This is a genomic window from Pseudofrankia sp. EUN1h (genome assembly GCF_001854645.1).
Taxonomy (GTDB): domain Bacteria; phylum Actinomycetota; class Actinomycetes; order Frankiales; family Frankiaceae; genus Pseudofrankia; species Pseudofrankia saprophytica.
The window spans coordinates 217,147-242,674 of the sequence record NZ_MBLN01000058.1; the positions used below are offsets into that span (position 1 = coordinate 217,147).

The 25,528-nt window shown below is 71.9% G+C and carries 21 protein-coding genes; 12 read left to right on the forward strand and 9 right to left on the reverse strand.

All coding sequences use genetic code 11. The features are described 5' to 3' along the window. Positions 1-10 precede the first annotated feature (10 nt). The gene (locus tag BCD49_RS21200; protein WP_007513825.1) at positions 11-4,927 is read left to right on the forward strand and encodes a diguanylate cyclase; all 4,917 of its coding nucleotides are present in this window, start codon (positions 11-13) and stop codon (positions 4,925-4,927) included. Positions 4,928-5,171: 244 nt separating this feature from the next. Here the strand turns inward: BCD49_RS21200 and BCD49_RS21205 are convergent, their stop codons facing one another. Together BCD49_RS21205 and BCD49_RS21210 are read right to left on the reverse strand one after the other, a co-directional pair. Then, positions 5,172-6,038 (reverse strand): PASTA domain-containing protein, encoded by an 867-nt coding sequence (locus BCD49_RS21205; protein ID WP_007513827.1) that lies wholly within the window; start codon positions 6,036-6,038, stop codon positions 5,172-5,174. A 41-nt stretch (positions 6,039-6,079) separates the two neighbouring features. Next, on the reverse strand, positions 6,080-6,478 hold the full coding sequence (locus BCD49_RS21210) for a VOC family protein (protein ID WP_007513828.1): 399 nt from the start codon (positions 6,476-6,478) through the stop codon (positions 6,080-6,082). Positions 6,479-6,714: 236 nt separating this feature from the next. Between BCD49_RS21210 and BCD49_RS21215 the strand changes: the two genes are divergently transcribed. Further along, on the forward strand, positions 6,715-8,601 hold the full coding sequence (locus BCD49_RS21215) for a serine/threonine-protein kinase (protein WP_035924960.1): 1,887 nt from the start codon (positions 6,715-6,717) through the stop codon (positions 8,599-8,601). A gap of 127 nt (positions 8,602-8,728) precedes the next feature. Next, a complete protein-coding gene (locus tag BCD49_RS21220; RefSeq protein ID WP_106410241.1) occupies positions 8,729-9,523 on the forward strand; it encodes a PIG-L deacetylase family protein in 795 nt (264 codons plus the stop codon). On the opposite strand, the gene BCD49_RS21225 is transcribed toward BCD49_RS21220, so the two are convergent. Continuing rightward, positions 9,520-10,665 (reverse strand): StlD/DarB family beta-ketosynthase, encoded by a 1,146-nt coding sequence (locus tag BCD49_RS21225; RefSeq protein ID WP_007513834.1) that lies wholly within the window; start codon positions 10,663-10,665, stop codon positions 9,520-9,522. The genes BCD49_RS21220 and BCD49_RS21225 overlap by 4 nt on opposite strands. Positions 10,666-11,089: 424 nt before the next feature. After that, on the reverse strand, positions 11,090-12,121 hold the full coding sequence (locus tag BCD49_RS21230) for a helix-turn-helix transcriptional regulator (protein WP_232794086.1): 1,032 nt from the start codon (positions 12,119-12,121) through the stop codon (positions 11,090-11,092). 759 nt (positions 12,122-12,880) lie between these two features. On the opposite strand from BCD49_RS21230, the gene BCD49_RS21235 reads away from it, so the two are divergent. Both BCD49_RS21235 and BCD49_RS21240 read left to right on the forward strand, forming a co-directional pair. Continuing rightward, positions 12,881-14,452 carry a pyridoxal phosphate-dependent decarboxylase family protein gene (locus tag BCD49_RS21235; RefSeq protein WP_007513838.1) on the forward strand — a complete coding sequence of 524 codons (1,572 nt, stop codon included), beginning with the start codon at positions 12,881-12,883 and terminating at the stop codon, positions 14,450-14,452. Beyond that, positions 14,449-15,072: a GNAT family N-acetyltransferase gene (locus BCD49_RS21240; protein WP_007513840.1), complete on the forward strand. Its 624-nt coding sequence runs from the start codon at positions 14,449-14,451 to the stop codon at positions 15,070-15,072. Before BCD49_RS21235 ends, BCD49_RS21240 begins: the two co-directional genes overlap by 4 nt. A gap of 49 nt (positions 15,073-15,121) precedes the next feature. Here the strand turns inward: BCD49_RS21240 and BCD49_RS21245 are convergent, their stop codons facing one another. Beyond that, complete coding sequence (locus BCD49_RS21245; protein WP_007513841.1) at positions 15,122-16,333, reverse strand: cytochrome P450; 1,212 nt, start codon at positions 16,331-16,333, stop codon at positions 15,122-15,124. A gap of 403 nt (positions 16,334-16,736) precedes the next feature. Between BCD49_RS21245 and rsgA the strand changes: the two genes are divergently transcribed. The 5 genes from rsgA to BCD49_RS21270 all read left to right on the forward strand — a co-directional run bounded on the left by rsgA (position 16,737) and on the right by BCD49_RS21270 (position 21,322). Further along, positions 16,737-17,963, forward strand: coding sequence for a ribosome small subunit-dependent GTPase A (rsgA, locus tag BCD49_RS21250; RefSeq protein WP_007513843.1), 1,227 nt, complete (start codon positions 16,737-16,739; stop codon positions 17,961-17,963). Positions 17,964-18,219: 256 nt separating this feature from the next. Next, the gene (locus tag BCD49_RS21255) at positions 18,220-18,654 is read left to right on the forward strand and encodes a VOC family protein (RefSeq protein ID WP_007513845.1); all 435 of its coding nucleotides are present in this window, start codon (positions 18,220-18,222) and stop codon (positions 18,652-18,654) included. Between the two features lie 108 nt (positions 18,655-18,762). Next, the gene (locus tag BCD49_RS21260; RefSeq protein WP_007513846.1) at positions 18,763-19,182 is read left to right on the forward strand and encodes a YciI family protein; all 420 of its coding nucleotides are present in this window, start codon (positions 18,763-18,765) and stop codon (positions 19,180-19,182) included. 16 nt (positions 19,183-19,198) lie between these two features. Further along, a complete protein-coding gene (locus BCD49_RS21265) occupies positions 19,199-20,518 on the forward strand; it encodes an RNA polymerase sigma factor (protein WP_007513848.1) in 1,320 nt (439 codons plus the stop codon). A gap of 141 nt (positions 20,519-20,659) precedes the next feature. Then, positions 20,660-21,322 (forward strand): TetR/AcrR family transcriptional regulator, encoded by a 663-nt coding sequence (locus BCD49_RS21270; protein ID WP_007513851.1) that lies wholly within the window; start codon positions 20,660-20,662, stop codon positions 21,320-21,322. A gap of 41 nt (positions 21,323-21,363) precedes the next feature. On the opposite strand, the gene BCD49_RS21275 is transcribed toward BCD49_RS21270, so the two are convergent. Both BCD49_RS21275 and BCD49_RS21280 read right to left on the reverse strand, forming a co-directional pair. Then, positions 21,364-22,089, reverse strand: a complete 726-nt coding sequence (locus BCD49_RS21275; protein WP_007513853.1) for a DUF2071 domain-containing protein — start codon at positions 22,087-22,089, stop codon at positions 21,364-21,366. A 110-nt stretch (positions 22,090-22,199) separates the two neighbouring features. Continuing rightward, a complete protein-coding gene (locus BCD49_RS21280; RefSeq protein WP_007513854.1) occupies positions 22,200-22,523 on the reverse strand; it encodes a hypothetical protein in 324 nt (107 codons plus the stop codon). A gap of 29 nt (positions 22,524-22,552) precedes the next feature. On the opposite strand from BCD49_RS21280, the gene BCD49_RS21285 reads away from it, so the two are divergent. Then, positions 22,553-22,930 carry a VOC family protein gene (locus BCD49_RS21285; RefSeq protein WP_007513856.1) on the forward strand — a complete coding sequence of 126 codons (378 nt, stop codon included), beginning with the start codon at positions 22,553-22,555 and terminating at the stop codon, positions 22,928-22,930. Between the two features lie 133 nt (positions 22,931-23,063). Here BCD49_RS21285 and BCD49_RS21290 read toward each other — a convergent pair whose 3' ends face one another. After that, positions 23,064-23,882: a hypothetical protein gene (locus tag BCD49_RS21290; protein WP_007513858.1), complete on the reverse strand. Its 819-nt coding sequence runs from the start codon at positions 23,880-23,882 to the stop codon at positions 23,064-23,066. Between the two features lie 227 nt (positions 23,883-24,109). On the opposite strand from BCD49_RS21290, the gene BCD49_RS21295 reads away from it, so the two are divergent. Continuing rightward, positions 24,110-24,745, forward strand: a complete 636-nt coding sequence (locus tag BCD49_RS21295) for a dihydrofolate reductase family protein (RefSeq protein ID WP_007513859.1) — start codon at positions 24,110-24,112, stop codon at positions 24,743-24,745. Between the two features lie 162 nt (positions 24,746-24,907). Here BCD49_RS21295 and BCD49_RS21300 read toward each other — a convergent pair whose 3' ends face one another. Next, positions 24,908-25,468, reverse strand: coding sequence for an isochorismatase family protein (locus BCD49_RS21300; RefSeq protein WP_071041808.1), 561 nt, complete (start codon positions 25,466-25,468; stop codon positions 24,908-24,910). Positions 25,469-25,528: the final 60 nt, after the last annotated feature.

Below are 25,528 nucleotides of genomic sequence, written 5' to 3' on the forward strand. Positions count from 1 at the left end.
AGGTCGTCAGATGGGTGCCCAGCGAGCGACGTCAGGTCGGGATCCGCCGGAGGTGGAGCGGGTCGAGCTGCTTCATGCGTCGGAGCGGACCCGGGTGACGCGGCTGGTGTTCCCGACCGGGAGTGTGATCCGCAAGGAGCCGCTGGGGCCGGACGCCCGGCAACGGCTGCGGCACGAGGTGGCCATCCTGGAGCGGCTGTCGGGAGTCGAGGGGGTCGCGCAGCTGGCGCACGGAACGCCGCCGTACCCGGGATCGATCCTGCTGGCCGACGTCCGCGGCACGGCTCTGTCCGAGCGGGTGACTCCCCTGGACATGGCCACGCTGGTCGATCTGGCCGAATCGCTCGCGCGCGCCGTGGCAGAGATGCACCGCCGGGGCGTCGTCCACCGGAACATCCATCCGGCGAACATCGTGGTGGGTGACGACCTGCGTATGCCATGCCTGATCGATTTTGCATTGGCTACCACATTTGGGGCGGTCCAGGGCGGGTTCGTCCATCCCAACGAGATCGTCGGGACGGTGCCCTATCTGGCGCCGGAGCAGACTGGCCGGACCGCCCGCCCGGTCGACCAGCGGGCAGACCTGTACACGGTCGGCGCGACCCTGTACGAGCTGGCCACCGGCACGCCGCCGTTCGGCACCGGCGACCCGCTGCGCATCGTTCATGACCACCTGGCGCGGAGGCCGGCGCCGCCGACGACGGTAAACCCCGCGGTGCCGGCCCCGGTGTCGGCGATCATCATGCATCTGCTGGAGAAGGAACCGGATGATCGGTACCAGGGCGCCGACGGCCTGACGCACGATCTCGCCCTGGTGCGCCGCGGCGCCGCGCCCGCGCGTCCTGGCGAATGCGATTTTCCGGCGCGGCCGCTGATGCCGTCCCGACTGTCCGGGCGCGCGGAGGAGATCGGGAAGCTGGCAGCGGTGTTCGCCGAGGCGATGGCGGGCCGCTGCACCGGGCTCCTCGTCTGCGGCGCGCCGGGGGTGGGCAAGACGTCACTGGCGAACGAGCTGCGGCCGATCGTGGCCGGCAGTGACGGCTGGTTCGTGTCGGGCAAGTTCGACCAGTATCGCCGCGACCAGGACTACGACGGGGTCCGGCAGGCGTTCCGGGCGCTGGGCCGGCTGTTGCTCGCCGAGCCGGAGGACCAGGTGGCGGTCGTACGGGACCGGATGCTGCGGGCGTTGGGACCGAACGCCGGACTGGCCGTCGCCGTCGTGCCGGAGCTGGCGGCGCTGCTCGGGGTCCTCCCGAAGCTGGGGGACCCGATGACCGCGCAGGCGCGAGCGGTACGCACGTCTCTCGAGATCCTCCGCGCCGTCGCTTCTCGCAAACGGCCGGTGGTGTTCTTCGTCGACGACCTGCAGTGGGCCGGCCGGACCCCGCTGGGCCTGTTCGACCTGGTGCTCGGCGGCGAGGAACAGGTCGAGGGGGTGTTGCTGGTAGCCGCCTACCGGGAGGGCGACGTGGACGCCGCTCATCCGCTGGCGCCCATGATCGCCCGCTGGCGCCGCCAGCCGGCCGGTCCGCGTCAGCTGCGGCTGGACAACCTTCCCCCTGAGGGCCAGGCGGCCCTGGTGGCCGACCTGCTGCACCTGGAGCCCGCGGCCGCCACGAAGCTGGCTGAGATGATCGTGCCAGCCACGGGCGGCAATCCGTACGAGACGGTGGAGCTGCTCAACGCGTTGCGCCACGACGGCGTGCTTGCCGGCGGCGAGGGCGGCTGGCGATGGGACCGGACCAGACTGCGCCGCAGGCTGGCGCGCGCGGACGTGACCGGGCTGCTGGCCGCCTGCCTGGCCGCGTCGCCGCCGGCGACCAGGGACATGCTGGCGGCGATGGCCTGCCTGGCCGGCCGGGTGGAGTTGGACCTCCTCGAGGCCGCGACCGGGCTGACGGCGGGCGAGGTCTCCGGGCGGCTCGCCCCCGCGTTCGCCGACGGCCTGCTGGTGCTGGAGACCGAGGACCCCCAGAGCATGCGGTTTCGCCACGACCGGACGCAGGAGGCCGTCCTGGGCGACCTCACCCCGCGGGAGCGGCAGACCATACGGCTGCGCACGGCCCGGTGTCTGGCCAACCGGCCCGAGTTCTTCGCCGTCGCCGCCGAGCAGTACCTGCACGTGGCCGACGCCGTGCACGCACCCCGGGAACGGCGGCTGGTGGTCCGGCTGTTCCGGCGGGCCGCCGACCAGGCGCGGTTGCTGAGCAACTACCCGCTGGTGGAGCGGTTCCTGACCGCGGCGGTCAGGTTCATCGACCCGGCCGACACCGACCAGCTGATCGCGGTCCGCACCGACCGGCACGCCGCCCTGTACAGCCTCGGCCGGCTGGAGGAGACGAACGAGGAGTACCAGGCCATCAGCCGGCTGTGTACCCACCCGGCGCAGCGCACCGCCGCCACGGTGGCGCAGGTCAGCAGCCTCACCAACCAGGGCCAGTTCAGCGAGGCGATGCGCCTCGGCCTGGACCAGCTGCGGCAGCTCGGCCTCACGGTCCCGGACCGGGACCACCTGGAGGAGGAGGTCGACCGCGGGCTCGACGCGCTCTACCAGTGGATCGACCAGACCACCGAATCCGATGACCTCTGCCGACCGCCCATCACCGACCGTTCGCTGCTCGGTCTCCTCAGGCTGGTCAACCGGATCATGCCCGTGGCGTTCTTCTGGGACCAGCCGATGATGGCCTGGCTGACCGTGACGACGCTGACGATGTGGGCACGGTACGGCCCGGATCCCAGCATGCTCGGCCCAGCCGGCCATATCGCCAATTTGATCATCCCCCGCAGGCACGACTACCGCGTCGCGCACCGCGTGATGCGACGGATCATCACGGTCGGCCTGGACCGCGGCTACGAGCCGGAGGTGTGGCACGCGCAGTTTCTGTACACCGTGAGTACCGGCCACTGGTTCGGATCACTCGAGGACAACGTGTCCGTGACACGGCGGGCGTCGGAGGGCCTCGTCCAGGGTGGTGACCTGCAGAACGCATGCTGGACGCACTACGCGCTGCTGTACGACCTGCTGGACTGCGCACCATCGCTCGAGATCTTCGCCGCCGAGCTCGACGAGGCCCTGGCCATCGCCGCGCGCACCGGAAACGGATACGCCGAACAGATGTTCGGACCATGCCGCTGGCTGACCCGGGTGCTGCGCGGCGAGGCCGTGGGATCAGCGGCTGACGAGACGGCCCAGCTGAGCATGCTCGCGGACAACTCCTTCATCGTCCTGCACCTCCACGTCAGCCGGGCGATCGCCGCGGCCATCCTCGATCGTCCGGAGGAGCTGGCCCGGCACACGACCGCGGTCGCTCCGTTGCTGCCAGCCTTCGAGGCGCAGTATCAGGTGGCGGTGGCGCGCGTGCTGCGGGCTCTCGCGCTGGCCGCGCGGGCCCACGCCGCCCAGGCGGACCAGCGCGGCGCCGAGCTGGCCGAGATGGACGAGTCGATCGCCTGGCTGGCCACGCGCGCGGCCGACGCCCCGGTCAACTTCCTGCACCTGCTGCGCCTGATCGAAGCGGAGCGGGCCTGGGCAGCCGGCGACCTCCGCGAGGCGATCTACACCTTCGACCTGGCGCAGCGCGAAGCCTTCACGCGCGCACGCCCCTGGCATCGCGCACTCATCGCGGAACGTGCCGCCCGGTTCTACCTGGCCCACGGCGTACGGCACGTCGGCCACGCGCTGCTCGCCGAGGCTCGCCGCCACTACGCGGACTGGGGTGCCACTGCCAAGATCAGCCAACTCGACTGGGCCTACCCGGAGTTACGAGCCGAACCCGGCGGCGCGTGGCCGGCCACGCAACCACCGGTCGAACCCACGGCCACCCGATCCGTCGTCACCGCCGGGACCCTCGACCTGCTCGGCATCGTCGCCGCCTCTCGGGCCCTCAGTTCCGAAACCACCGCCAACGGCCTTCGGGCCAAGGTCGTGGGAATCCTGTCGGCGATGACTGGCGCCACCGGCGTCCACCTGCTCCTGCGCGACGACGAGCGGGAGGGTCACTGGTCAGTGCCCGTCGGAGACAACGAAGCCGTCTCGCTCGACGGGGCCGGCTACCGGCGCATGCTGCCGCCCTCGGCCATCCGGTACGCCGAACGCACCCACGAACCGCTCGTCAGCACCGACGCGACGCGCGACGACCGGTTCACCCGCGACCCCTACTTCGCCGGCCTGGACCGCTGTTCGCTCCTGGCCATACCCATCATGATCCGCGGCGAGCTGCGCGCCATGCTGCTGCTGGAGAATCGGATGATCCGCGGAGCGTTCACCACGGAGCGACTCGAAGGGATCATGCTCATTGCCGGGCAACTGGCCGTCTCTCTCGACAACGTCATGATCTACGCATCGTTGGAGCGCAAGGTCGCCGAGCGCACCCGGCAACTCGCCGCCGCCAACCGGCGCCTGGAACAGCTCTCCGTCACCGACCCGCTCACGGGGCTGGCCAACCGTCGACGTCTCGACGAGATCCTGGACGCCGAGTGGTGCCGAGCCAGGCACCAGGCAACGCCCGTCGCGCTCGCCATGGTCGACATCGATTACTTCAAGGCCTACAACGACCATTGCGGGCATCCCGCCGGCGACCGCTGCCTCCAACGCATCGCCGCCTGCCTCGCCCGCAGCACTCGCGACACCGACCTGGCCGCCCGCTACGGCGGCGAGGAGTTCGCCGTGGTGATGCCAGGCGCGGACCTCGACACCGCCGAGCGCATCGCGGAGCGACTCCGCGCCGCCATCCATGAACTGGCCGAGCCGCACCCGACGCCACCGGGCGGGATCATCACCGTCAGCATCGGGGTCGCGGCGACCACGCCAGCGTCCGACGACGACGTGAAAGCGTTCGTCGACCTCGCCGACAACGCTCTGTACCAGGCCAAGGATGGCGGGCGCAACCGGGTGGAAACGGCACTTCCTGGCCCCGCAGCCCGGTAGGACACACAAAGTCGCGGGGCCCCGGTGATCGTCTCCCGGGCAGCCCCCGCGACCCGCGGGGCATTGCGCGGCGACAAAGAAGACGGCCGTGCTGGCGCGGTACGGGGGGATCCGCGCCAGCACGGCCGGCAGTGCCACCATCATGCCGGAAGCTCGGCCGAATGTCGATACCTTCAACATTTTTGCCGCCAAGCAAGCCCGAGGGCGTAGTCAGCCGGGCCACGCCCGCGGCGCCCGGGCGCAGCTAGCCGACGGCCTGGATGATGGGCTCGATGGCGGGCTCGGGGACCATCTCGAGGGCTGGCGGCGAGGACGGGAACGGGCGGCGGGGCTCGCGGACACCGGCCGAGCCGTCGCCGCGGCCACCGATCCACAGGCGTATCGGCGTGCCGGACGCGACCCTGGCGCCAGCCTCCGGGGCCTGGCCGGTGACGAGCGCGCCGGAGTCCGGCTCGACCTCGACCAGCCCGATGCCAGGCTCCGTCGACAGGCCCACGGCGACGGAGGGGAAGCTCCAGCCCGCCAGCACCGAACGGGCGTCCTCCCACGTCCGGCCGACCACGTTGGGCACCACGATCGTCTTGCCCGACCGACGCCGTGACCTGCGACTGGAGCCGCCCGCCTCGTCCTCGCCGGCGCCGGCGGTCGAGGCCGGCTCGGCTCCCGCCGCGGGCGGGGCCTCGGTCGCGTCCATGTCCGTCATGATCTGCCGGGCAAGGTCGCGCGCCAGCCCGATCTGATCCGCGACCGCGGCGTCGATGGGCCCCGGGAGCCCGGCGGGGTCCACGGCCGGTTCTGGGGCCGGCTCGGAGGTGAGGGGCGGGAGGTTCTCGTCGAGGTCACGCCAGCGCTCCCAGGCCGACTGCCGGGTGACGCCGAGCCGGGTGGCGATCTCCGCCCACGACTTGCGGTGGAAGCGGGCGGCGCGGACCGCCTCCAGCTCGGTCTGGTCCAGCAGCCGCCGCAGGGTGCCGATGTCGGTCAGCGCGCCGAGCGCCGCCTCCCCGTGGTCGGTGCTCCCGGGGCGGCCGAACACGCGGTCGCGCCAGGTGTCCAGCCGCTCCCACGCCCGGCGGCCCTCGTGCCACGGACCGCTCCTACCCTTGGCCATGCATGTCAGGATAGCCTGACAATCGCGACCTGGGTAGGGGTTCAGGGGTCGAGCGCGGGGCCGCCGCCATACGGGCGCGTCAGAATCTCCATGCCGTGGCCGGAGGGATCCAGGAAGTACAGGCCGCGGCCGCCGTCGTTGTGGTTGATCTGATTCCGCAGCCGTCCGTGCGGGTCGGCGTAGTAGACGACCCCGGCTCGCTGGATTCGCGCGAAGGCCGCGTCGAACTCCGGCTCCGACACCTGGAAGGCGTAGTGCTGGGTGGTGATGTTCTCCGCCGGAGCCGTCGCGAAGTCCAGCGTGACGCCGTTGCTGGTGGCGACCGGGATGAACGGGCCCCATTCCGGGCCTACCTCGAGGCCGAGGATGCCGGCGAGGAACTCGGCGGACTCCCGGTTGTCTCGGGAATGCACGATCGTGTGGTTCAGGAGGACAGGCATGCGCAGGTCTCCGTGGGCGTTCCGGCGCCTCCATGCCTCACCCGGCCGGTGACCGGCACGCGGCGCCAGAATCGAGCCTATGCGCGACCGGGCCCGCGCACCCGCGGCACGGCGGAGCGTTCGGCGCGGGTAGGGTAGCCTGCGGCGCGGGACGAGTCGTCCGCTCTCGGGCGGCTTGCCCGGTCCTGGTCGGACCCGTGTTTGGTTGGACTCGGTGCTGGTCGGAATGGTGGCCCATGACATCTTCCGTTGGGCGCCTGCGTGCCCCGGGGCCCCGAGATCCCACGACGATCGGTCCATACCGAGTCCGCGCCCTGATCGGCGAGGGCGGCATGGGCCGGGTCTACCTCGCGAGCTCACCCGCCGGCCGGCTCGCGGCGGTCAAGGTGATCAGCCCGGCCGTCGCCGGTGACCCCGTGTTCCGGGAGCGGTTCCGCCGGGAGGTCGCGGCGGCGCGCAGGATCGCCGGCGCGTTCACCGCGCCCGTGGCGGACGCCGACCCGGACGGCCGACAGCCCTGGCTCGCCACCCAGTACGTGCCCGGGCCTTCGCTGCGCGACGCCGTCGAGGTGCTCGGCCCGCTGGAGCTGGAGACCTGCTTCATGCTGGGCGCCCGCATGCTTGAGGCACTCATGGCCGTCCACCGGGACGGCCTCGCCCACCGGGACCTGAAGCCCAGCAATGTCCTGCTCGCCGCCGACGGCCCGCGGCTCATCGACTTCGGGATCGCCCGGGCCGCCGACCAGACGACGCTCACCCGCACCGGCGAGGTGTTCGGCACCGCCGCCTACATGTCGCCCGAGCAGGCGATGGGCGACGAGGTCGGCCCCGCCTGCGACGTGTTCGCGTTCGCGCTCGTCCTGATCTTCGCGTCCACCGGCCGCGATCCGTACGGGTCCGGCGACCCGGCGGCATTGCTGTTCCGGATCGTGCACGACCTGCCGGACCTGCGCGACGTGCCCGCGGCGCTGCGGGAACGCCTGCGGCCCTGCCTGGCCAAGGATCCGGCGGTCCGCCCGGCCCCGGCCACGCTGCTGAAGCTGTTCGCCGCCGATCTCGGCCCGTCGCCGGCCTGGCCGCCCGGGGTGGCCCGGCTGATCCGGGAGCGGGAGGCCGAGATCGCGGCCTGGCTGCCGGCCGCGCCCCGCTCCCCCGCGCCCGCCGGCGCGGCAAGGCCCGCGCTCCCGCCCGCACCCGCCTCCCAGCCCGACGCGGCCCCGGGACCGGGACCACGACCTCCGGTTCCGCCCGGCCCGGCACCGCTCAAGCCGACCCGGCGTGAATCGCCACCGCCGGGCGCGGCGGAGCGGCAGGTCGCGGTCCGCCCGGTGCCGGCACTGCCAGCGCCACCAGCCCCGCGGGCACTGCCGGCACCCCAGCTACCACGTGCACCCCAGCTACCGCAGGCACCGCAGGCACCGGCCAGGCTGGCGCCGTCAGCCGGACCGGCTGTCCTCGTGGGGCCGGGCGCCCAGCGCCCGCCGGTACCGGCGCCGGGTTACCCGCCAGTCGCGCCGACGAGGGTCGCCCTGTCCGAGAACGGCTCGGACGAATCCTGCGTCTTCACCGGCAGACGGTGGCCCAACGTGGTCGCCGGAGTCTCGGCACTCCTGGCCGTCGTGCTCGCGCTGATCACGGTTCTGGTCTGCCTCGGCACCCTGGGCAGCAAGGACCCCGCCGTCGGGGCCGGGGCCAGGCTGGTCGGCACGATCCTCGGCGCGGGTGCCCTGTTCTTCGCCGTCACAAGCCTGCGGCGCGCGGTGTGGCGGCTTCACCTGGCGTTCCGTCCACCCTGCCTCTCCGTCACGCCGGGCGGCATCCAGGCGCGGGCGGGCGGGCGCCACTACGACATCCCGTGGTCGCAGGCACGCGGCGCCCGGGTCATCCGCCTGGGCCAGCGCGAGGTGGTCGCGGTCTGGCCGACGCCGGAGTGGGCGCTGCGCACACCCCACGTCGACCGCCCCGCCCGGTGGATCCCGCGCAACCGCAGCCTGTGCATCTGGCGAAGCCCGGCGATGAACTGCGACCTGCTCCTCGACGTCCGCCTGCTCTACCCGGCCACCGCCCAACGCCTGACCACAGCCATCGCCGTCCTGGCCAGCCGCTACGCCCCCCACCGCTAGGCCGTCCCGGGCCTCCAGGCCCGCCCCGAGGCCGCCTGACCTGGGCCGGCGGTCCGATCATTCGCTGTCCGGTACGCGACCCGAGCCGGGAAGGCTCGGGGAAGAGGCGCGAGCGACAGTGGGCGGCATGGATCGACTGCGTATTGCTGACCTTGGGACCGTCCTGTCGGTGTGGGCGCATCCCGATGACGAGACCTATCTGGCGGGCGGGCTGATGGCCGCCGCCGCGGCGAACGGCCAACGGGTGGTGTGCGTCGCCCTGACCGCTGGCGAGCACGGCACCGACGACCCCGCGACCTGGCCACCGGAGCGCCTCGGCGCGGTGCGCCGGCTCGAGGCGGACGCCGCGATGGCCGTGCTCGGAGTCCGGGAGCACCGGATCGTCGGGATGCCCGACGGCGGGCTGGCGGGCTGGGGCCCGGTCGGGGCGCGGCTGGTCGCCCAGGTGATCGACGAGGTGCGTCCCGACACCGTCGTGACCTTTGGACCGGACGGGACGACCTTCCACCCCGACCATGTCGCCGTGCATCGCTGGGTACGCCACGCCTGGGAGGAGAGCGGTCGTGGTTTCCGACTGCTGGAGGCGGCGTGGACGACGGAGGCACTCGAACGCTTCGCGGACCTGCACGACGAGTTTCGGGTGTTCATGACCGACGGCCGCCCGGCCGGAGTGCCCGCGGAGGCGCTGTCCGTGCGCGTCGCGCTCGACGGGCCCGAACTCGACCGCAAGGTGGCGGCACTGCGGGCGATGGCGAGCCAGATCGGACCGACCGTCGACGCGTTCGGCCTGGCCCGGTTCACCGACTGGGTGGCCGAGGAACGCTTCGTAGACGTGGCCGTCACCGCCGACGAACCGGCCATGGCGTCGGCGTCGGCGGGCAGCGAGGCGCCGGCGGAACCGGAACTGGCAGCGGTCGGCTAGGGATAGCCGGATGGTTGGACGGCGGTCAGGAGGGCGGCAGCGTAGGAGAAGCGGGCGCTTTCCGGGGAGCAGACGAGGATCTTGTCGCCGGAGGTGAGCCGGCCGGACCTGACCAGCTCGTCGAGCATCAGGTAGACCGACGCCGAACCGACGTTGCCGACCCGGTCGAGGTTGGTGAACCAGGCGTCCGCGGCAATGCCGATGCCGGCCGCCGAGAGGCCTTCCCGGATCTTTTCCGCGAAGAAGGCCGACGACAGGTGCGGCAGAAACCAGGTGACGGCGGCCGGGTCGAAGGCCCCCCGGTCGACGAGACCGGTGACGAATTCCACGGCCTTCGGGACAATGTGGCGTTCGAGCAGCTTCACGTCCTGCCGGATCGCGAATACGCTTTCGGCCATCCACCCCGCCGGGTCGAGGTCGTGGTAGCCGATCAGTGTCGATCCTGACTTCACCCCGCCGGCGTACATGCAGGGCTCCAGCTCGCCGGCGAAGGAGACCATCTCGACCCACTCGACCTTCAGAGAGGTCCTCGCGGGATCCGGTGCCGGCTCCATCAGGACGGCGCCCGCACCGTCGCTGAGCATCCAGCGCAGGAAGTCCTTCTCGAAGGCGAGGTAGCCGTTCTTCCGAACCTCCTGAATCCTCTCCAGCTCGGCCGCGAACTTGTCCGCCGTCAGCTGCGCCGAGATGCGCTCGGACCCGGTCGCGACCGCGTTGGTCGCGCTGCCGGACCCGACCGAGAGAAACGCGGTCTTCAACGACTGCATGCCGGCATTGCACGCGCCGGAGAACGAGTAGGTCTCGACCGGTCCGATACCGAGCTCGCCGTGCACCATCGACGCGTGGCCCGGGAGGATCTGGTCGGGCGAGGTCGTTCCGCAGGCGAGCAGCCGCAGCTTGGCCAGGTCGTCGCCCGGGAGAAGGGCCCGGACCGCCCGGGCCACGAGCGCCGCGTTGGTCAGCCGCTCCCGCCCAGGCCCCAGTGCGTAGTGCCGGCTGGTGATGCCGTTGCGGCCCAGGATGATCCGCCGGATGCGCGACGGCCGTCCGCCGACCATGCCAAGGTAGGCCTCGATGTCGTCGTTGGCCACGGGATCGTGGGGAAGGAAGCTCGCCGTCCGGGTGATGTAGACGTCGTCCACCTGGCTCCGATCAGGGACTCGTCATGCCGTCGCCATACCGGCAAAAGCGCGGGAACGGGCCGAGTGACGGGGAATTGAACGACTCGAAGGATCCGGCGGCCACGAAATACGGCGCCGTCGGCGAACAAAAAGCTAGGTGCGAGCGTCGAGGCGGTCAATCTGGTTGACCACGCCGTGAGCCAGGTCATAACCACTCCGCCGCCCGAAGCCCGGCCCGGGCGGCGACCGGGGTCTTTCCTGAGATGCGGAGCGCCCGCCTCCGGAGAGTGAAAACGATGCGACCACGACGGTCGATCCGTACGCTTCGCATTTGTTCACCAACGCCCGCTGCCCACCAGCGGGCCACATTCACCGTTCGCCACCGGCGCCCGGTGCGGGCGGCCGCCCAGTGCGGCTGGCGAGGCCCAGGCGTCCGGCGGGGTGACTACCGGCGGGGTGGCGGCAGCAGCCCGAGGCGGGCGGTGATGGCGCCCAGCTGGAAGCGGCTGGTCACGCCGTGCTGGACATAGAGGTCGGCGACGTCGCGCCGGACGGTGCGTGGGGTGATCCCGAGGCGGTCGGCGACGGCCTGGTCGGTGTGCCCCTGGGCCAGCAGCGCCAGCACCGCCCCGCGGCGTGCCTGCTCGGAGCCGTCGGCCGGCGGCCGCGGACCGTTCAGCGGCTGCGCGTCCTTGTGCACCCGCTCGACCAGGTCACTGATCACCGCCAGCGGGCCAGGCGCGCGCACCAGCAGCGCACCCTGACCAAGGTCGTCCGGGTCGACGGGCAGGACGGCCTCCCGCCCGTCGACGATCATCACCCGCATCGGCACGAGGGCGCTCTGGCGCACCCAGCCGACCGCCGGCAGCCGCCCACCGCCCAGCGCCCTGGCCGCCGCCACCTGGTCGGGCGTCCACACCGAGGCGACCCGCACCCCCCGGCCGGCCGCCCTCGCCAGTCCCTGCAGCATGTCCACCGCGGCCGGTCGCGGCGGGGTCGGCCCGGACAGCAGGAAGCCGATCTGGGTGGTCGCGTTCTCGACCAGCTCGGCGATCTGCACCCACACCTGGTGCGGGTCGAGGATCGCGGCCACCCCGTCGGCGTTGTCGGGGCGGCGACGGCCGCCGACGTAGTCCGACAGCAGCCGGCTGCGGTACAGCGCGGTCCGCTGCGCGACCAGCGCCGCCTCCCGCGCCTCCAGGGCACGCTCCCGCGTCGCGTGCTCGACATACAGCGCTATGGAGGGGTCCTGCGCCTCCCAGCCCTCGTCGATCTTGCGCAGCAGCCCACGCCCCGCGAGCCGGTCGACCTCGGCCGTCACCTTCTCCACCGGGAGGCCGGCCCGGTCCGCGAGCATCTCGATGGTGGCCCGGTGGTGGCCGGCGGCGGCGCGGAAGACTGCCAGGCCCGTCTCATCCAGCCCGAACAGCGCCTGCTCGTCCCCCGGCACCACGATCCCCCACTCCCCAGCCGTCACGGAAGGGAACCGCCGCCCCCACCCGCCGCACCACAGCCGACGGCGGGCGTAGCGAACTGACGACGCCTGGTCGCACGATGGCGTGGCGGGCAGGTTAACGCAGGAAACGTGGGCGAACGATCCAAATCGGAAGCCATATGCGCTCACCGCGACTGGATGACCGTTTTGCCGTGAATAAACCACTATGCCCCGGGCAGGAAACGTCGACGATCACCCGCGTGACGGCGCCGCGGCGGCGCCCGGGAGGCGCCTCGAGCGTCACGCGCGGGACGCCGCCAGGCGGGCGAAGGCCGCGCCGAGATGAGGGCCGGCGCGGCCACGAGACACGGCCGCGGGCGGCCCGAAGTTGCGCCGCCGCGGCCGCCAATGCCGGTGTCATCTTGCTCACAGGATGGCTTGCGACCCAAGATCGAAACGATACCCAAACGACCAGAATGCCGGAGAAAACCATCGGCGCAGAAGCCGACGGCAATCCCGGCGGCACCAGCGGTAAAGTCCCCACCAAATAGGGGTCTCGACCGCCCCCTCCCAATGTGCTAACGGAAGCCGTCGAACAGTCCGTGCTGAGGACGAGAAACCCCCGATGGCAATGCACCGGAGACCACCTCTCCCCCATTGACGTTCGGCTATCGTGACCAACAGGACCACACGGTGGTATCGATCGGGAGTCGGCGCGTCACCGGCCGCTACCTGAATTCGCGCTGGTAGACCGACTTCGATGCCGCTCCCATGCCGTTGGTCACTCGCACGGGGGGCTGGATGGACGGTGCACGAAGCACCGATGAACTAGGGCACCTTCTTGGCATCGTCGCCGCCTACGCCACCGACTATCTGACCCGCACGGCGCACGACCCGGTCGCTATCCGCGCCACTACCGCGCAGTTGCGCGAGTGGTTTGGTGGGGAGCTGCCGGCCGCCGGCGCGGATCCGGCCCAGCTCCTGCATTCCTTCATCGCGGCCGCGGAGCCCGGGATCTCACCGTCGACGTCCGGGCGGTTCTTCGGTTTCGTGACGGGTGGCGCGTACCCGGTGGCGGTCGCGACGGAGTGGCTCACCACCGCGTGGGACCAGACTCCGGTGCTGCACACATCCAGCCCGACCGCGTCCGTGGTCGAGGAGACGGTCGCCGGCTGGCTGGTCGGGCTGTTCGGGCTGCCGGCCGCGACCTCCGTCGGGATCACGTCGGGATGCTCGACGGCGAACCTGACCGGCCTGGCCGCCGCCCGTCACCAGGTCCTCGCGGACGCCGGGTGGGACGTCGGGCACCAGGGGCTGTTCGGCGCGCCGACTCCCCGGGTGCTTACGAGCCGGGGCTGCCACGTCACCGTCTCGCGGGCGCTGCGGCTGCTCGGCCTCGGTGGGCAGATCCACCTCGTCGACACCGACGACCAGGGCCGGATGCGTCTCGACCATCTCGCCGACCTGCTCGCCGCGACGACCGGGCCGCTGATCGTCTGCGCCCAGCTGGGCAACGTGGACACCGGGGCGGTCGACGCGCTGGCGGAGATCTGCGCGATGACCCATGCGCACGGCGGCTGGGTCCACGTCGACGCGGCCTTCGGCATGTGGGCCGCGGCGAGCTCGCGCCTGCGCGCCGAGCTGCCCGCCCTCGCCGGGCTCGCGCGGGCGGACTCGTGGGCGACCGACGCGCACAAGTGGCTCAACGTGCCGTACGACTGCGGCGTCGTGCTGTGCGCCCACCCGGAAGCGCACCAGGCCGCCATGCGCGCCCGGGCGGACTATCTGCCGGCCGGGCCGGCCGGGTCGCGGGACCCGGTGGACTACACCCCGGAGATGTCCCGGCGCGCCAGAGCGCTCGTGCTGTGGACGACGCTGCGCCACCTCGGCGCGGACGGGGTGGCCGAGCTGATCGAGCGGTCCTGCCTGCTCGCCCGGCGGATGGCCGGGCGGCTCGCCACCGTCGACGGCGTCACCGTGGCCAACGAGGTCTCGCTGAACCAGGTGCTCGTGCGGTTCACCACGCGCCCCGGCGCGGCGACGGGTGGGACCGGCATCGTGACCGACCCGGCCGCCGACCCGGCCGCCGAGGCGGCGGATGACGCCCACACCGAGGCGGTCGTCGACGCGTTCCAGCGGGGCGGGGTCGGCTGGGCGAGCCCGACCCGCTGGCAGGGACGAACCATGCTGCGGCTGTCGGTGTGCAACTGGCAGACCGACACGGCCGCGGTCGACGCCGCGGTGAGCGCCCTCGTGGATGCCCACCTGCGCCTGCGGTCCCGCCACCAGCCCGACGCCGCGCGGACGCTCGCGCGGCCACCCTCCCAGCCCGGCTCGCCCGACCAGGATCTCGTCACGGAAGGAACGGCATGACGTCGCCGGAGATCGTGCACACCTCGGACCCGGACCTGCCCGCGGTCGTCGAGACGCTGTGCCTCGCCTTCGACACCGACCCGGTGACGGAGTGGAACTTCCCACGGGACCTGGCGAACCGGGCCGCGCTGATCGAGGGCTTCTTCCGGGTCACCGTCGGGATGATCCTCGACCACGGCGGCACCGTCGCGACGACGACGGACCATGTGGCGATCGGGGTCTGGTCGCCACCCGGCGAACCCACGCTCACCGAGGCCGAGGCCGCCGACTACGCGGACGCCCTGTTCAAGGCATGCGGCGAGGGCGGCGAGCGGGCGGCGATCATCATGCAGGCGCTGGACGCCGCCCATCCGGCCGACCTGCCGCCGCATTACCACGTGTTCTTCGCCGGGGTCCGTCCCGGGCACCAGGCGCGCGGCCATGCCCTGGCGGTGACCCGGACCCTGGCCGCGGTCACGAACGCGGCCGGGGCCGGGGTCTACGCGGAGGCGTCCAACCTGCGCAGCCTCGCCCTGTGGGAACGGCTCGGGCTGCGCCGAATCGGCCCGGAGATCACCCTGCCCGACGGCGGCCCGTCGCTCTACCCGATCTGGGGCGACCCCGGCACCTGGTTCACGTAGACCGCGGAGCCCCCGCAGCCCCGATCACTCACTCGGCGGGCCCCGATCGCTAAAGGGAGACGGTCAGCCTGGAGAAGCCGCGCAACGTGAGGTTGGGTCGGAACTCCGGCTCCTCGTCGGTGAGCGCGATGTTCGGGAAGCGCTCGAAGAGCCGCCGGACGGCGGTCTGGGCCTCCATCCGTGCCAGCGCCGCGCCGACGCAGAAGTGGTGCCCCAGACCGAAGCTGAGGTTGCGGTTCACCCTGCGCCGCACGTCGAACGTCTCGGCGTCCTCGAACTCCGAAGGGTCGCGGTTGGCCGCCGCGATCAGCGGCACGACGCCCTCCCCCGGTCGCAGCACCACGTCGCCGAGCCGCATCTCGCTGGTGATGGGCCGCGCCCGCATCATGTGCACCGGCGGGTCGAACCGCAGCACCTCCTCGATCGTCGTGCGGATGAGCGACGGGTCGGCGCGCAGCAGGGCGAGCTGGTCCGGGTGGCGCAGGAGCTGGTAGACCGCGTTGGTGATCAGGTTGGTGGTCGCCTCGAAGCCGGCGATGAGCAGCACGCCGGTGTTCGTGAGCAGCTCGTCCTCGCTGGCGAGCCGGCCGTCCTCGCCCGCCTCGATGAGCCTGGTGATCAGGTCGTCGCCCGGGTCCCGGCGGCGCCGCTCCAGCAGGCCCGCGATGTACCCGCGCATCCGGTGGACGGCGGCGAGGCGCTGGTCGGCGGGAACGCCCGGGTCGACGGAGCGGGCGATCTCGTTGCCTATGTCGATGAACTGTTCCCGGTCCTCCGGCGGGGCACCGAGCATGTCGCAGATGACGAGGATCGGCAGCAGCGAGGCGTACTGGGCGACGACGTCCACGGTCGGGCCGTCGAAGTCGTCCATCAGCTGCTCGACGAGGTCGTTGATCGCCTGGCGGCTGCGCTCGACGCTCGGAGCGGTGAACGCATAGCTGATCAGCCCGCGCAGCCGGGTGTGCTCCGGCGGGTCGGTGTCGAGCAGCGACCTGGTACGCCGGATCGCCTCGAGTTGCTCCGCGCGCTCGCCCGGGTCGGGCGAGAGGGTCTGCTGGACGCTCGGGGACGCCGTCACGTCGTAGCTCAGCGCCGCGCTGCGGAACATCGTGAAGCAGTCGGCGTACCGCGAGAGGTACCAGACCCTGTCGGGCGATCGCCACGCGGGCGCCTGCTCCCGCATCCTCCTGTAGACCGGGTACGGGTCCCGGCGTAACTCCGGGCTCGACGGGTCGAACAGGATCTCTGCGCTGGTGGTCATCGCGGCGGCTCCTTGACGTGGTCGAACGCCGGGCCGGCGGGCACCGGCGCCAGCGGACCGAGGCAGCCGCAACGTAACAGAGTGAGCGGTCACTCGTTCGAGAGTCTGAGCGAGTGCCCGATGCCGGCGCGCACGGCTGGCGGAAATTCAGCGGCGGTGTGCCGCGGCCGGTGATAACGTGCCGCTCGGACGATGTAGTGCCCGGGCCTGGTCGCAGCTGGCGATCGTCCCGGGCCGGACGGTGCGGAGGTGGGGTATGGCCGCCACGGTGGCTGTCGCGTTCGCGCGCCCTCACTCCTTCCGACCGTCCACCGTCACCGGCTGACCACCACGCCGCGCCCGGACCTGGCTGTTCGCCCGTCCGCCGCCGGTCGCCGGGGCATTCCCCGAGGGGTTTCCTCCGTTGCTCGCGTTTCCCGCTGATGGTCGTGCCTCCCTGCCCGACCGTCCGCACCCGAACCACGCCCGTACCGACATCAACACCGATACCGATACCGATACCGATCACCCGCGGCCCGGCCTCGATCTCGGCCTCGGCGGCGAGGGCCTCACCGCCTATGGCTGGGACGCGGGCTGGGAGGACGTGTTCGCGTCCTACCGTGCCGCCGGCCTCGTCCCGGGCCGGGTCACCCGCGTCGACCGGGGAGCCTGCGAGGTGGTCACGGCGGACGGCCGCTCGTGGCCGGCGACGGCGCCCACCGGGCCGGACGGCCCCCGGCCACCGTGCACCGGGGACTGGGTGGCGCTGCGTCCCGACCCGGGCCCCGTCGCTGGTCCGGCCGGGCGCGAGGCCCTGGCCGTCGCCGCGCTGCTCCCCCGGCGGACCGCGCTGGTCCGCGCGTCCTCGTCCCGGCGGTCCGACCCGCAGCCGCTCGCCGCGAACGTCGACGTCGTCGCCGTGGCCGTGCCGCTGACCGCCCCGGTGAACCTCGGCCGGCTCGAACGGCTGGTCACGCTCGCCTGGGAGAGCGGCGCCCGCCCGCTGGTGGTGCTGACCAAGGCCGACCAGGCGGGCGGCGCCGGGTCCGAGACCGCCCGAACGGCCGAGGCCGACGCCACCGCGGCGGCACCCGGTGTCACGGTCGTCATCACCAGTGCGACCGACGGGACCGGGCTGGACGTCCTGGCCGCCGTCCTCACCGGCACCTCGGTGCTGATCGGCACGTCCGGGGCCGGCAAGTCGACGCTGACCAACGCGCTGCTGGGCGTCGACGCCCAGCGGGTCAGCGCGGTGCGGTCCGCCGACGGCAAGGGCCGGCACACCACGGTCCGCCGCGAGCTGCTACCGCTGCCCGGCGGCGGGGTGCTGATCGACACTCCCGGGCTACGCGGGGTCGGGCTGTGGGCCGTCGAGGACGGGTTGAGCCAGGCCTTCGCCGAGGTCGAGGATCTCGCCGCCGACTGCCGGTTCGGCGACTGCGAGCACCAGACGGAACCCGGCTGCGCGGTGCTCGCCGCGATCGACGACGGGGTGCTGCCGGCCCGGCGCCTGGCGAGCTACCGCCGGCTGCTGCGGGAGAACGCCTACATGGCGGCTCGTGGCGACGCCCGGCTGCGCGCCGAGCAGGAGCGCCAGTGGAGATCGATCAGCAAGGAGCAGCGGCGCATGTACCGGGAACGCGGCCGCTAGGAAGATCGCCAGGACTGTACCCGGATCCGAACTCCGAGCCGCCGCCAGTTCGGATCCGGGTACGGAACTGCTGATCAAGCTCGCGAGCATAACGTGGGAGGTCAGGCGCCAAGGTGTATTCGCCCCGGTGGGAGCCCACGGGAGGCGGCGGGAGGCAGAGCGTCGACGCTCCGTCCGCGGGTCGGCGGGAGCGGTGGCCTGCCGAGGCGGATCGCGGGGCGAACGAAGTGCCGACGTCGAGAAAACGGAGCGTGCTGTGGCATTACAGCGGGTCGAGATCGGGCTGGTCAGCACGGACGAGGCGTTGGTCGACTTCTTCGCGGACGTGTTCGAGCTGGAACGGCTGCCGCCGATCGGGTCCAGCTCCGGCATCGTGCATCGCGTCCAGGCACCAGGCGTGGCGCTGAAGGTAATGGTGCCGTCCGTCCCACCCAGCCCCGCCGAACCTGTCGGCTTCTTCCTCGGCGCCACGGGTCTGCGCTACCTGACGATGTACGTCACCGACCTCGACGGAACCCTCGAACGCGTCGCGGCCCGCAAGGGCCAGGTCCTGCACGGCCCCATGGACATCGGTCCCGGCGTGCGTATCGCCGTCATCCATGATCCCGACGGCAACACCATCGAAGTGGTCGAAGGCGCCCCACCGCCCGACGGCGCCGCCGCGCCGCGAGATGATCGCGGCGAGGCGTGACCGCGGCGTCTCGATCTCGCTCGGCGAGGCATGTCGATCCGCGGCCGCGCCGTTCGACCTGTGGGTGAGAGGGGTCGAGAAGCGGCCCCCGGACCAGGGAGACCGAAGATGGCCAAGTACATGTTGATCATGCGAGGCACCGACGAGTCCATGGCGAAGATGATGGACACGCCGTTCGAGCAGATGCTCGAGACGATAGGTCGCTTCAACGAGGAGCTGATCCGGGCCGGCGTGCTCGTCGCGGCCGAAGGGCTGGACGACCCGAACCAGGGTGTGGTGGTCGACTTCAGCGGCGAGACGCCGGTGGTGACAGACGGTCCGTACGGCGAGACGAAGGAGCTGTTCGGCGGCTACTACATCCTCGACGTCGCCTCGAAGGAGGAGGCGGTCGAATGGGCCAAGCGGATGCCGGCGATGTCCGGCTCGAAGTGCGAGATCCGCCGCGTGCCGGGCATCGACGAGTTCCCGCAGGACAACGAGTGGATCGTCATGGAGCGGGCGTGGCGGGAGCGGACCGGCCAGCTCTGATCGCCGAGGCTTCCGGATGACCGAGGCTTGCGACGGCCCGCCGGGCGCCGCGTCGGCGAGTGCCGACGCGGCGCGGCGGGCCGTCGAGGCCGTCTGGCGGATCGAGTCGGCGCGGATCGTCGGCGCGCTGGCCCGGCACACCAAGGACTTCACGCTCGCCGAGGACGTCGCGCAGGAGGCGGTGGCGGAGGCGCTCGTCACCTGGACACGGGACGGCACACCCGCGAACCCGGTGGGCTGGCTGCTCACGACCGCCAGACGGCGCGCCATCGACAGCTTCCGCCGCCGGTCGGCGCTCGACGAGCGGTACGCGACCCTCGCCGGCCAGCTCGGCGAGGGCGAGGCGAGCTCGGGCGCGGCCCCGCGGAGGCGGGCGGACGAGGACCTTCCGTGGGATCCGGACCGGGTCGACGACGACGTCCTCGCGCTGATGTTCGTGGCCTGCCATCCGGTGCTCTCACCGGAGGCCCGGGTGGCCCTGACGCTGCGCGTCGTCGGGGGGCTCGGGAGCGAGGAGATCGCCCGCGCGTTCCTGGTGCCCGTGCCGACCGTCCAGGCCCGGATCACCCGGGCGAAGAAGACGATCGCGGCCGCGGGTGTGCCGTTCGAGCTGCCACCGGTCGAGGACCGGCGCGAGCGGCTCGGCGGTGTGCTCAGCGTCCTCTACGTGATCTTCACCGAGGGCTCGACCGCGACGTCCGGCGACCGCCTGTTGCGCCCCGACGTCGCGTACGAGGCGATCCGGCTGGCCCGGATGCTGGCCGCGCTGCTGCCCGACGAGCCGGAGGTGCACGGGCTGCTCGCCCTCGTCGAGCTCACGGCCGCCCGGTTCCCCGCGCGCGTCGGGCCTGACGGCGAGCCGGTGCTCCTGGAGGACCAGGACCGGCGGCTGTGGGACCGCTCCGCGATCCGCCGTGGCCGGGCCGCCCTCGACCGGGCCTCGACGCTGGGGCGCGGGCTCGGTCCGTATGGCCTGCAGGCGGCGATCGCCGCCTGCCACGCGTCGGCGCCCTCCGTCGCGGCGACGGACTGGGAGCGTGTCGTGCTGCTCTACGAGGCGCTCGGCCGGGTGGCCCCGTCCCCGATCGTCGAGCTCAACCGTGCCGTCGCCGTCGCGATGGCGCACGGACCGCGTGAGGCGCTGGTCCTGGTAGACGAGCTGGTCGCCTCCGACCGTCTGTCCGGGTCGTACCTGGTCCCGAGCGTGCGCGGCGAGCTGCTGCGCCGGCTCGGCCGGACCGCGGAGGCGCGCGCCGAGCTGGAACTCGCCGCCCGGCTGTGCCGCAACACCCGCGAGCGGTCGGTCCTGCTGCGCAAGGCGGCCGCGCTGTCGTGACGTGACGTGACGTCCGTCGACAGCCTCGCTGGCTCCGCCGAAACGGGGCTGGCTTTGGTTCTGGTCGTCGGTTCACGACCCGGTACAGTGCCCCCACGGCGGTACGTCACCGGTCAGGCTGCCGCGCGAGGGAACGGACGTATGAACGACCCTGCCAAGCGGCGCTCCGAACCCGACACCAGACAGCGGCTGATCGACGGCGCGCTGGAGGCAGTCCGCACGCGCGGCATCGCGGGAATCTCGGCGCGGACCGTCGCCGCGACAGCTGGTGTGAACCAGGCGTTGGTCTTCTACCACTTCGGAACGGTGGACGGCCTGCTCTCCGCCGCGTGCCAGTCCGCGACCGCCGAACGGGTCGAGTTCTACCGCGAGCGGCTGGCTGCCGTCGGCTCGGCCCAGGAACTGCTGCGGCTCGGCCAGGAGCTGCACGAGATCGAGCGTGGCCATGGGCATGTCACGGTGCTCGCCCAGCTTCTCGCCGGGGCGCAGGTCGACGCCCGGCTCGCGGACGCCGTGCGCGCGGCGCTCGGGCTGTGGACCACGGAGATCGAGGCAGTGCTCCGCCGCCTGTTCGGACAGTCCGCGCTTGCCGACGTCACCGACTTCGCGGGCCTCGCCCGCGCGGTCTCGGCCTCGTTCATCGGCCTGGAGCTGTATGAGGGGGTCGACCCGGACGGCGCCTCGGCCGCCACCAGCTCGCTCAACAGCCTCGCCGCGCTGCTTGACCTCCTCGACAGCTTCGGCCCAGTGGCGCGACGGGCGCTACGAAACCGCACCCGTCGCGCCACCAGGACCACTGGCTGACGCGTAAGGGACCTTTTCGGCGCCAGGGCGAGCCGCGTTGTTCATCCTGAGACACGCATCGGTCGAAGTGGGTTCCAGATCGCTGGGACGTTCCGCATCAACAGGGCGTTGTCGAGCACCGCGCTGCCCGGCGGAAACCGGTCGGGGTCGTCGAAGAACGTGGACCGCACGTTCCGGACCTCGACGGGCACCACCCGCCAGGTACCGACGGTCAGTTCGACACCATCCAGGCATGAGGTGTCGCGGCCGGCGGAGTAGCCGACCGACCCGCGCTCGAAGAAGTCCGACGCCTCGTCGAGGTCAGCGAACAACGTGCTGTCCCGAAACCGCTCGGCGACGCTGGCGTCGATGCTCACCTGGGTCGCGCCGTCCCGGCTGACGTAAGCGATGTGCAGGTCGCGCGGTGTTTCACGCACGTCGAACGACGCGGGGTGGTGAACTACCGTCAGCCGACCGCTCGCCAGGACACTGGCGGTCGATCCGGTGTCGCGACGGGCGACGTAGACGCCTTTCTCCGGCCCCTCGGGCCCGTCCCACTCGACCGCGATCCGGTAGGCGGCGTTCTCGCTACGCAGCCCGAGAGCACCCGGCAGCCAGGCGGGATGAACCCGGCCCAGCCGGATAAGGCAGATGCCCGCGACCGCCCAGCCGTCGATCTGCAGGGGGCGCATTCCCGCCGGCAGCACCGAAGCCACCACGGCAGGCGCGACGCGGTAGTTCACCAGCAGACGGCGCTCGATGACACTCGACACACGAGGTTGCCTCATGCCGGCCCCTTCGTCGACTTCCACTTAAGCGGTTGCTCAACTGAAGATTAACAGATCTTAAGCGACCGCTCAAACCTCCGGAACATCGACAGTCAGCACCGAACCGACGATCATTCCGCGAACCAGCCGACGGCGACCCGCGCGGCTCCTACCCGCCCCGCGAGGGCGCCGGTGAGGAAGTCGACGAATCCGAACGGGGCGTGGTCGTCGAGACACAGCCTCAGKAGCGCATGCGCGGCCACGACTGCCGACTCGCCACGGGGGAACAGCGCCTCTTCGTAGACGGCGAGCGCCGCCTCGACGTCGTCGGGGTGCGCGGCGACCGCCTTCCCGAGCTCGGCGCCGTCGAACGAACCGCGACCGACCGGTCGCCCAGAGGGGTTACCGCGGCCTGCCCGACCGATGAGTTTGTTCGTTCGCCCGAGTCTCTCCACCAGGACCGATCCATCTGGAGGGACGTGCGATGGGGCAGCCAGTGGTGCATTTCGAGATCATCGGGCGGGATCCCGCGATGCTGCGGGGCTACTACGCCGAGTTGTTCGGGTGGGAGTTCCAGACCAACGATGCGGCCACCGAAACGGTCTCCGAGCCGGGTAACTACGGGTTCGTGGACGAGACCACGGCCAGCGGCGGGATCAACGGTGGCGTGGGTGGTGGCGCGGGTTATGAGGGACGGGTTCTGTTCTACGTGGGAGTTCCCAATGTCGAGGCCGCGCTCAGGAAGGCCGAGAGCCTCGGCGGGAAGCGCCAGATGGGTCCCGAGGGCACTCCCGGAACGCTGGTGGTCGGACGGTTCTCCGATCCCGAGGGGCATGTCATCGGCGTAGCCGGCACCGAGTAGGCGAAGGGTTCCCCATGGCACGCCGGCCGCTGCCTCGCGGTGCCCGGTGCCTCCGCCTGCGCCCGTGGCTTCGACGTCGCCCTTCGGGAGGTTCGAGGTCTCGCTGATCGTGATGCTCTGGCGCGCCTCACCGTCATGACGGCTCTTCCACGCCCACCGTCGTCCTCGGGACCGGGCGCCGCATGGTGACCCACACCGTCCTGGCCACCGCGAGCACGTCGCCCTGCCGCAGCAGGGCCGAGCCGGCGATCAGCCTGCGCCCCTCACGTCTGATCGACCAGGCGACCACCTGGTACTCGTGCCCGACCGCCGGCAGTGCCGCCACGTTGACGGTCATCTGGCCCAGCAGGATGGCGGCATCCTCGCTGATGTCATGGGCTTCGATGGCGGCGATCCCACTGGGGCAGTCCAGTGCCGCCCAGGCGATCTCCGGGCGCACGCTCGGGCCGCCGTCCGCCAACGAGGCGTCCGGTGCCCATGGCGCAGCCCACAGGGGCCGACCGTGCACCAGCCCAGGGAAGATACGCAGGCCGTCGCCTCGCCCACGCCGAGTGCCGCAGACGAAGCAGGTCGGGAACTCCGGGCGTTGGAAGTAACGCGAACGGCCCTCTACCGCACGTGCCTCGGCCATCGAGACGGTGTCGGGTACGCGCAGCGCCGGGCGGTCCTGGGCTGGCGCGGCCTCGGCTATGACCGTGCCAGCGTGATGGATCCGAACCGAACCCTCGGCGCCGCCCTCGACGGTCATGGGTGTGACCAACGGCGGCGGTCGGCGCAGGGTGACCGTCACCGGGCCGTCGAGATACCCGGCGAGGAGACCGCCCAGGTAACCACCGTTGGCGCTGTCGAGCGGTCCGCAGAAGCGAGACGGGATGGTCAGGGTGTGCGGCACCGCACGCGGCGGCTGGTCGCCGGCCGCGGGCAGGGGAGCAGGCCTCAAAGCGTGTGCCATGGGGTGGACGCTAGGACCGCCGCACGGGTCCGGACATCGGGCAACATACCCGCGCACCGCCGGCTCGATCTCCCTGCTAGCACGGATGACGGGCGCGGGCATCGGGCGGTTGACCGAGCGGTCCGACCGGCGACGCGTCGCCGATGAGTTGGCAGGCCGCCGACGGTCAGTCGGTTAGGAGTAATGACGACAGGTAGCCAGCCGCTCCGGCTGACCAAGGAGGAACCGTGGGCCTCATTCACATCGACCTGTTCAGCACGCTTGACGGTGTCGGGCAGGCGCCCGGCGCGCCTGACGAGGACACGGAGGGCGGCTTCGGGTTCGGCGGCTGGCAGGCGCCGCTGTTCGACGACGTCGTCGGCCAGCAGGTCGGTGCCGGTATGGAAGGTCTCGACGCGCTGCTGCTCGGCCGGAAGACCTACGAGATCTTCGCTGGCTTCTGGCCCCACCAGGAAGACGGTGTCGACGGCGGGATCGCCAAGCTCTTCAACAGCGTGCCCAAGCACGTCGCCTCGCGCGGCAACCCGACCCTTGAGTGGGCCAACTCGGAGCTTCTCGGGCCCGACCTGGCTGTCGCGGTACGCGAGGCACGTGATCGCCACGCGAACGTGCACGTCATCGGCAGCCTCGACCTGGTCCAGACCCTGCTTACCGAGCGGCTATTCGACCGGCTGTCGCTGTGGGTCTTCCCGGTCGTCCTCGGGGCCGGCAAGAAGGTCTTCGCGCACGGCGCCGTACCCGCGAACCTCACGCTCACCGAGCCACCTGTCACCTCGACCACCGGCGCGGTGCTGCTGCGCTACGCCCTCACCGACGGCACCCCTGGCACCGGTGACATGACGCGAGACGACCGCGGGGTGTAGCCCCGTCGTGGCCGACACGGTCGATGCGGCCGCGCGCCGCGGCCTCCGGCTCCTCGATGTGGTCGAGCAGGTCGAGAACGAGGCCCATCGATCGCGGTGTAGTTCAGGCAGAGCCCGGCACGCAGCCGCTGGATGCGCGCGATCGGCATCGCCCCTATCGCCTCAGGACGCGCTGGCGAAGTCCACGTTCTGGGTCTCGACGGTGCCGGCCGTGCGGCCCGGGGCCGTCTGGTAGGTCCAGTACAGGTTGGTGTGGGCGATGACCGCCTCCGGCGGCGGGGCGCCCCACGCCGTGGTGTCCTCGGTGGTGTGGGCGTCGCTCACCAGCGTCGCGTCGTACCCCCGGGCGAGCGCGCCGTGCAGCGTCGAGCGGATGCACTGGTCGGTCTGGGCACCGACCACGATGAGCCGCCCGACCCGCAGCCCGGCCAGCACGACCGCCAGGTCCGTGTCCTCGAAGGAGTCGCCGTAACGCTTCTCGATGYGCCGCTCCTCGTCACCCGGGCGCAGCTCGGGGACGATTCGCCAGCCGTCGCTCTCCGGCACGAGGTGCTCGTCGGTCTGCTGCACCCAGATGATCGGCACCTGGTCCCGCCGCGCCTTCTCCACCAGATAGGCCATGTTCGCGATGGCCGCGTCCCGCTGGTACGCGTCGTTGACGACCGCGTTCTGCACATCGATCACGAGCAGCGCGGTGTTCGGCCGGTCTGGAAGTGTGGTCACTGGCCGCCTCCTCGTGTGGATCTCCAGCACTAGCCACCGTAGCCCGAGCCACCGACATAT